Source organism: Micromonospora sp. NPDC048830, from assembly GCF_043198215.1.
In the GTDB taxonomy this organism is placed as follows: domain Bacteria; phylum Actinomycetota; class Actinomycetes; order Mycobacteriales; family Micromonosporaceae; genus Micromonospora.
The window spans coordinates 1-7,911 of record NZ_JBICUP010000094.1 but is presented as its reverse complement, the minus strand read 5'-3'; the positions used below and the strand labels follow the sequence as shown (position 1 = coordinate 7,911).

Below are 7,911 nucleotides of genomic sequence, written 5' to 3'. Positions count from 1 at the left end.
AGTAGGACACCGCCGGACATTCTTTCGTTCAGGGTCACCCCGGTTGGGGTGGCCCTGAACGCATTTCCGGAACCATTTCCCGACCGCGTAAGCCCCCGACCGCGGAAGCCGCGGACGCTCGACCCGGGGGCACCGGACTCCTCTACGTCGTCTCCGGCCGGCAGTCGGAGGAGACACAGGGCTGCCCCGCGGTCGGGGCAGCCCATCGCCGGACGGACGGCGGCACCCCGGACGCGGCGCACACCGCCTCAACCCCCGGGCGGACGGACGGCCCCGGTGGACACGTCCAGCTGGGAGCGCCTCAGGAGCGGGTCTGGATGCCCTCGCGGAGCCGGCGCATCAACTCGCCGGAGGCGTCCACGGGGCGATTGGGGAACATGGCCATGGCGACGCTCCCGTGGTCCGCCCAGCCGCAGACCGCGAAGTCGCCCCCGTCGCCGCTCGTGGTCCCACACTTCATCACGCCGCCGAACCGGCCGGCCGGGACCCGGTGCACCCCGGTGACCTTCCCCGTCTCGTCGGCCAGGAGGCGGAACAGCGTGTCCAGGTCGCGCTCCGGCTGCCAGAGCAGGGTGGTGCCGCCGAAGACGAGCACCGAGCGCTTCTCGTCCGCCGGGTCCCGGTAGACCGTGCCGAAGCTGCGATCCAGCTCGATGTCGGCCGCCAGGCCGTCGCGCAGGTAGTCGGCGGTGCTCCGGGCGCGTTCGCTGTCGTCCCGCCGCAGGCCGGCGACCGTGTCCGGGGCGGTCAGCCGTGCGTCCTTCTGCTGCGCCACCCGCCAGCCGGCGGTGCCGAGCGCACCGACGCCGGCGAGGCCGGCGACCAGGATCACCCCCAGGACGATCCGCCGGCGCCGGGACCAGGGGCGGCGCTTCCCGTCCTCGTCCCCGGGGTCCCGGTTGCTGAGCTGGATCGGCTCCTCGGTGAGGTCGATCGGCTCCGGTTCGTCGGCGAGCGAACGCCCGGTGAGATGCGCGTCGGACATAGCCGACACCGTACGCGAAGGACAGGTGGCGCACGTCGGGTCCGCCGAAGCGCTCCGTAGACTTTCAGGGTGACCGAGAACCTGGATGCCCGACGCCCCGACGCCCCGACCCTTGCCGGCCAGTACCAGCCCGGCGAGGTAGAGCAGCGACGGTACGAGCAGTGGGTAGCCGCCGGCCACTTCCGGGCGTCGGCGCAGAGCGACAAGCCCCCGTTCACCATCGTCATCCCGCCGCCGAACGTGACCGGCTCGCTGCACATGGGCCACGCCCTCGACCACACCGTCCAGGACGCGCTGGTGCGGCGTAAGCGGATGCAGGGGTACGAGGCGCTCTGGCTGCCCGGCATGGACCACGCCGGCATCGCCACCCAGAACGTGGTCGAGCGGCAGCTCGCCGGACAGGGCCTGTCCCGCCACGACCTGGGCCGGGAGAAGTTCATCGAGCGGGTGTGGCAGTGGAAGGCCGAGTCCGGTGGCACGATCCTGGGCCAGATGCGCCGGCTCGGCGACGCGGTCGACTGGGACCGCGAGCGCTTCACCATGGACGCGGGCCTGTCCCGGGCCGTGCAGACGATGTTCAAGAAGCTGTACGACGACGGCCTGATCTACCGGGCCAACCGGATCATCAACTGGTGCCCGCGCTGCCTCACCGCCCTGTCCGACATCGAGGTGGAGCACACCGACGACGACGGCGAGCTGATCTCCATCCGGTACAGCGACGAGGTGGTGGTGGCCACCACCCGCGCCGAGACGATGCTCGGTGACACCGCCGTGGCGGTGCACCCGGACGACGAGCGGTACCGGCACCTGGTCGGCACCGAGGTCGCCGTGCCGCTCACCGGCCGGCGCATCCCGATCGTCGCGGACGAGCACGTCGACCCGAGCTTCGGCACGGGCATGGTCAAGGTGACCCCGGCGCACGACCCGAACGACTTCGAGATCGGCCAGCGACACGACCTCCCCTCGCTGACGATCATGGACGAGCGGGGCGTCATCACCGCGCCCGGCCCGTTCGAGGGCCTGGACCGGTACGAGGCCCGGCCCGCGATCGTCGCCGCGCTGCGTGAGCAGGGGCTCATCGTGGCCGAGAAGCGGCCGTACGTGCACGCGGTGGGGCACTGCTCGCGGTGCAGGACGACCGTCGAGCCGCGGCTGTCGCTGCAGTGGTTCGTCCGGACCGGCCCGCTGGCCAGGGCCGCCGGGGACGCGGTCCGCGACGGCCGGGTGAAGATCGAGCCGGCCGAGCTGGCCAAGCGGTACTTCGCCTGGGTCGACAACATGCACGACTGGTGTATCTCCCGGCAGCTGTGGTGGGGGCACCGCATCCCGGTCTGGTACGGCCCGGACGGCGAGATCGTCTGCGTGGGGCCGGACGAGCAGCCGCCCACCGGCGAGGGCTGGCACCAGGACGAGGACGTCCTGGACACCTGGTTCTCCAGCGGGCTGTGGCCGTTCTCCACCCTCGGCTGGCCGGAGCAGACCCCGGACCTGGCGAAGTTCTACCCGACCAGCGTCCTGGTCACCGGCTACGACATCCTCTTCTTCTGGGTCGCCCGGATGATGATGTTCGGCCTGTACGCGATGGACGGCGTGCAGCCGTTCGACGTGGTCGCCCTGCACGGCATGGTCCGCGACGAGCACGGCAAGAAGATGTCCAAGTCGTTCGGCAACGTGGTCGACCCGCTGGACTGGATCGACCGGTTCGGCGCGGACGCCACCCGGTTCACCCTCGCCCGGGGCGCCAACCCCGGCCAGGACGTGCCGGTCAGCGAGGACTGGTGCCAGGGCTCCCGCAACTTCTGCAACAAGCTCTGGAACGCCACCCGGTTCGCGCTGATGAACGGCGCCCACACCGACGGGCCGCTGCCGGCGGCCGAGCGGCTCTCGACCGTGGACCGGTGGATCCTGTCCCGCCTGGCGCACGTGGCCGCCGAGGTGGACGAGCAGTTCGAGGCGTACGAGTTCGCGAAGGTCTGCGACCTGCTGTACCACTTCGCCTGGGACGACGTCTGCGACTGGTACGTGGAGCTGAGCAAGCCGGTGCTCGCCGAGGGCGGCCCCGCGGCCGACGCCACCCGCCGGGTGCTCGGGCACGTGCTGGACCAGCTGCTGCGGCTGCTGCACCCGGTGATCCCGTTCGTCACCGATGAGCTGTGGACCGCGCTCACCGGCGGGGAGACGGTGCTGACCGCCGCGTGGCCGGTCGCCGACCGTACGCTTGTCGACGACGCCGCGGAGGCCGAGGTCGGCACCGTCCAGCGGGTGGTGACCGAGATCCGGCGGTTCCGGTCGGACCAGGGTCTGCGGCCCACCCAGCGGGTGGCGGCGCGGCTCGACGGCCTGGCCGGCGCGGGCGTCGCGGGCCACGAGCGGCTGATCCGCTCGCTGGCGCGGCTGGACGAGGGCGGCGACGACTTCCAGGCCAGCGCCACCCTCGCGATGCCCGGCGCGGTCAGCGTCGCGCTGGACACCCGGGGGTCGATCGACGTGGCGGCGGAGCGGGCCCGGTTGACCAAGGACCGCGCGGCCGCCGAGAAGGAGGTCGCCCAGGCCCGGGCCAAGCTCGACAACCCGGCGTTCGTCGGCAAGGCCCCGGAGCCGGTGGTCGCGAAGATCCGGGACCGGCTCGCCACCGCCGAGGCCGACCTGGTCCGTATCGACGCCGCACTGGAGGCGCTGCCCTCGTGACCGACCGCACCGACCGTACGGAGTTCGCCGCCGTCGACGCCGAGTTGGCGGCGCGCGGGTTCACCCGCATGGTCTTCGAACTGGACCGCATCTCCTCGCTGCTGGACCTGCTCGGCGACCCGCAGCGGGCGTACCCGTCGATCCACCTGACCGGGACCAACGGCAAGACCTCGACCGCCCGGATGATCGACTCGCTGCTGCGGGCGTTCGGGCTGCACACCGGCCGCTACACCAGCCCGCACCTGGAGACCGTGCGGGAGCGGATCAGCCTGGACGGCGAGCCGGTCAGCGAGGAACGCTTCGTGGCCGCGTACCGCGAGGTGGCCCCGCTGGCCGAGCTGGTCGACCAGCGGTCGGCCGAGCCGCTGACGTACTTCGACATGACCACCGCGCTGGCGTTCGCGACGTTCGCGGACGCCCCCGTGGACGTGGCCGTCGTCGAGGTGGGTCTGGGCGGCGCGGAGGACTCGACGAACGTGGTCCAGGCCGGGGTGGCGGTGCTCACCCCGATCGGGCTGGACCACACCGAGTGGCTGGGCGACACGCTCCAGGACATCGCCCTGCACAAGGCCGGGATCATCCACAAGGGCGCCACGGTGATCTGCGCGGCGCAGGAGGAGGAGGCCGCCCGGCCGATCCTGGAACGCTGCGCCGAGGTTGGGGCCACCATCGCCCGGGAGGGCTCGGAGTTCGGCGTGCTGCGCCGGTCCGTGGCCGTCGGCGGCCAGGTGCTGAGCATCCAGGGGCTCGGCGGGGTGTACGAGGAGGTGTTCCTCCCCCTGCACGGCGCCCACCAGGCGCAGAACGCGGCCGTGGCGCTCGCCGCCGTGGAGGCGTTCCTGGGGGCGGGGGCGCGGCGGCAGCTCGACGTCGAGACCGTACGGGAGGGCTTCGCCGCGGCCAGCTCGCCCGGCCGGCTGGAGAAGGTGCGCACCGCGCCGACCATCCTGCTCGACGGCGCGCACAACCCGCACGGGATGACCGCCACGGTCGCCGCGTTGCAGGAGGAGTTCGCGTTCTCCAAGCTGGTGGGCGTGCTCGCCGTGCTCGGCGACAAGGACGCGGCCAGCCTGCTGGAGCTGCTGGAGCCGGTGCTCGACTCGCTGGTGGTGACCCGCAACAGCTCGCCGCGGGCGATGCCGGCCGACGAGCTCGCGGCGCTGGCCCGGGAGGTCTTCGGGCCGGACCGGGTGGAGGTGGCCGAGGAGATGCCCGACGCGATCGAGGCGGCGGTGGCGCAGGCCGAGACCGACGTGCCCGGCGAGCTGGCCGGGGTCGGCGTACTGATCACCGGGTCGGTGGTGACCGTGGCCGACGCCCGCCGGCTGCTCAAGCGATGACCGGCCCCGACGACGACCGTCCTGCCGCCGGCGGGCCGGTGGGCGAGGGCGGGGACGGCGCGCCCGGGCAGCGGCGCTCCGGGCTGCGCAATCCGGCGGGGGCGGTGCGCGGCCTGGGCGCGGGCACGCTCGCCCTGGAGGCGCTGGTGCTGCTGCTGGCCATCCAGCCGATCCGGCTGGTCGGCGGGGAGCTGGGCGGGGCCGCCATCGCGGCGATCGTGACGCTGGCCGTGGCGGCGGTGGTGCTCGCCGGCATGATGCGCCGCCCGTGGGCCTGGCACGCCGGCACCGTGCTCCAGGGGGCGTTGCTGCTCTCGGGCCTGCTGCACTGGTCGCTGTTCGCGCTGGGGGTCATCTTCTCGCTCGTCTGGGCGTACGCGCTGCACGTGCGGCGGGTGATCCTCGGCTGAGCCGGGAGGCCAGAAGGGGCCCCTGCCACGCGGAACGCGTCGACAGGGGCCCCTTCCTCACGCGTCGGCGTCGGCGCGGGTACGCCACTGGGTGAGGGCGACGCCGTGGCCGTCCGGGTCGCGGAAGGCCGCCGCCCACACCTCCAGCCTGCTGCCCCGGTTGACCACCCGGGGTGCGTACGTGAAGCGGACGCCGGAGTCGCGCAGCCGCTCGTACGCGCCCTGGATGTCGTCGACCTCGAGGTTGACGTGCACGAGGCGGCGGCTGATCGGGGCGGCGCCGGTGACCTCGCGGAGCACCAGCCGGGTCGCCCCGGAGGCGAGCACGGCGTTGCCGGAGCCCCGGTCGACCTCCTCGAAGCCGAGCACGTCCCGGTAGAACTCCAGTGCGCGGTCCAGCCGGGTGACCAGCATGGTGATGCCGACCCCGCTGAACCCGGCCGCGGCGTCGACGGGCTCGGCCTCCGGGTCGTAGCCGAAGATGGCCTCGTCCAGCTGGTCGGCGCGCAGCTCCGGCTCCGGTTGCCGGGTCGGGTCGTCCAGCGGCACGTCGATCGGGTCGGCCGGGGCGTCGTCGAACCGCTCCTCCGCGGGCGGGCGGGGGCCCGGGGTGGTGGCGCGGCGGGGCAGCGGGCCCGCGGCGGGCTCCACCACGGTGCCCTCCAGCACGACCGGGCCGCCCGGGCGCTGGTGCACCACGACCGGTTCCCGCTGCTCCGGCAGCGGCCCGAGGTCGTCGCGCAGCGGCTCGGGCGCGGGCGCGTCCCGCAGGTCGTCGTGGAAGTCGTCGTCCGGGCGGTCGGCCCACGGCGGGGCCTCCTGCTGGATGAGCAGCTCGTCGATCGGCTCCGCCCCGGCGTACTCGGGCGGCAGGTCGGCCGCCGCGGCGGCGGCCGTCTCCGTGTGGGTGGGCACCTCGTCCCAGAGGACGCGGACGTGCCGCTGGTCGTCCAGGGCCACCCGGATCGGGAGGGTCTGCCCGACCGAGGGCCACTTCGCCACCGGCACCCGCGGCTCGATGAGCTTCTTGGACCTCGGCGGCAGCCCCGGCGCGTCGATGACGATCTGGAGCTCGCAGCGGCCGAAGGCGTACGCGGTGGGCGGCTCGGAGGTGCTGTGCACGTGGCCGACGCCGACGACCCAGGTACGGCCGCCGCCGCGTACGGTGGCCAGCGCGATCGCCAGCACCAGCAGCGCCGCGCCCAGCGCCACGATCGCCCAACTCGTCATGCCCAGCCCGAACAGCAGCACGAAGGTCGCCACGGTGCCCAGCACGGCTGCGATGAGCTTGCGTACCGGCGCGATGGGCCGGCTCCCGCCATTCGCCACAGTGGACCTCCCAGGGGTCAAGGGCCAGGCTAGGCCGGAGGGGCGAGCGGGGGAAGAAGCAGCCGCCGCGCCGGCGCCGGGACCGGGTCGATAGGCTGACCGTACCCAGCCGAACCGGATTCCGCGCACAGGAGGAAACCAGCGTGTCCAGCAGCAGCCCGGACGAGCGCACGCTCGTGCTGATCAAGCCCGACGCGGTTCGCCGTGGCCTGGTCGGCGAGATCCTGTCCCGCTTCGAGCGTAAGGGCCTGCGGATCGACGCGATGCAGTCGCGGACCATGGACGGCGAGTTCGCCGACCAGCACTACGCCGAGCACGTCGACAAGGCGTTCTACCCGCCGCTGAAGGCGTTCATGACCGGCGGGCCGCTGGTCGCCCTGGTGCTCTCCGGGGACCAGGCGATCGAGGTGGTGCGGGGCATGATCGGCAGCACCGACGGCCGCAAGGCCGCCGCCGGCACGATCCGCGGCGACCTGTCCCTGTCGAACCGCGAGAACCTGGTGCACGCCTCCGACTCGGTGGACAGCGCCAAGCGCGAGATCGCGCTCTGGTTCCCCGAGCTGGGCTGACCCCACGGGCCGCCGGCCGGTGGCCGACTGATCGACCCACCCGGCCCGGCGGCCCCGCCGTCACACCTGCGCCGGGGGCTGCGTCCGGCTGGTCACGGCGACCCGGTTCCACACGTTGATCGTGGCGATCGCCACCACCAGGTCCGCGAGTTCCTTCTCCGACCAGACCTTCGCGGCGGCGTCCCAGACGTCGTCGGGCACCCCGTGCTCGCCGAGCCGGGTGACCGCATCGGTGAGCGCCAGGGCGGCGCGCTCCCGCTCGTCGAAGAACGGCGCCTCCCGCCACGCGGCCACGGCGAACAGCCGCCGGCTGGACTCGCCCGCCGCGAGGGCGTCCCGGGTGTGCAGGTCGACGCAGTACGCGCAGCCGTTCAGCATCGAGGCGCGCAGCTTCACCAGCTCCAGCACGGTGTGCTCGACGTTCGCCCGGACGTACTTCTCCATCCCCAGCACCGCCTGCAACGCCTCCGGCGCCAGCGCCGCCATGTCGATCCGACTCATCGAATGTCTTCCGTGGAAACCCCCGGCTTTAGCCGTGGGGAGGAAACGGAACCCCTGCGGAGCAGGTCAGGGATAGCCCATTCGCCGCC

General features: G+C 73.3%; 7 protein-coding genes. 4 read left to right on the top strand and 3 right to left on the bottom strand.

What is annotated here, in order from left to right; all coding sequences use genetic code 11:
• Positions 1-301: 301 nt before the first annotated feature.
• Positions 302-985 carry a hypothetical protein gene (locus ACGFIZ_RS33745; RefSeq protein WP_347670625.1) on the bottom strand — a complete coding sequence of 228 codons (684 nt, stop codon included), beginning with the start codon at positions 983-985 and terminating at the stop codon, positions 302-304.
• A 69-nt stretch (positions 986-1,054) separates the two neighbouring features.
• Between ACGFIZ_RS33745 and ACGFIZ_RS33740 the strand changes: the two genes are divergently transcribed.
• The 3 genes from ACGFIZ_RS33740 to ACGFIZ_RS33730 all read left to right on the top strand — a co-directional run bounded on the left by ACGFIZ_RS33740 (position 1,055) and on the right by ACGFIZ_RS33730 (position 5,423).
• Positions 1,055-3,673 carry a valine--tRNA ligase gene (locus ACGFIZ_RS33740; protein WP_393427270.1) on the top strand — a complete coding sequence of 873 codons (2,619 nt, stop codon included), beginning with the start codon at positions 1,055-1,057 and terminating at the stop codon, positions 3,671-3,673.
• A gap of 68 nt (positions 3,674-3,741) precedes the next feature.
• On the top strand, positions 3,742-5,013 hold the full coding sequence (locus ACGFIZ_RS33735) for a bifunctional folylpolyglutamate synthase/dihydrofolate synthase (protein ID WP_393427274.1): 1,272 nt from the start codon (positions 3,742-3,744) through the stop codon (positions 5,011-5,013).
• On the top strand, positions 5,010-5,423 hold the full coding sequence (locus tag ACGFIZ_RS33730) for a DUF4233 domain-containing protein (protein ID WP_393427267.1): 414 nt from the start codon (positions 5,010-5,012) through the stop codon (positions 5,421-5,423). The genes ACGFIZ_RS33735 and ACGFIZ_RS33730 overlap by 4 nt, the downstream gene beginning before the upstream one ends.
• Before the next feature lie 57 nt (positions 5,424-5,480).
• Here ACGFIZ_RS33730 and ACGFIZ_RS33725 read toward each other — a convergent pair whose 3' ends face one another.
• On the bottom strand, positions 5,481-6,752 hold the full coding sequence (locus ACGFIZ_RS33725; RefSeq protein ID WP_393427264.1) for a VOC family protein: 1,272 nt from the start codon (positions 6,750-6,752) through the stop codon (positions 5,481-5,483).
• A gap of 143 nt (positions 6,753-6,895) precedes the next feature.
• On the opposite strand from ACGFIZ_RS33725, the gene ndk reads away from it, so the two are divergent.
• Positions 6,896-7,321 (top strand): nucleoside-diphosphate kinase, encoded by a 426-nt coding sequence (ndk, locus tag ACGFIZ_RS33720; protein WP_393427261.1) that lies wholly within the window; start codon positions 6,896-6,898, stop codon positions 7,319-7,321.
• A gap of 60 nt (positions 7,322-7,381) precedes the next feature.
• On the opposite strand, the gene ACGFIZ_RS33715 is transcribed toward ndk, so the two are convergent.
• Positions 7,382-7,822, bottom strand: coding sequence for a carboxymuconolactone decarboxylase family protein (locus ACGFIZ_RS33715; protein ID WP_393427258.1), 441 nt, complete (start codon positions 7,820-7,822; stop codon positions 7,382-7,384).
• Between the last annotated feature and the right edge of the window lie 89 nt (positions 7,823-7,911).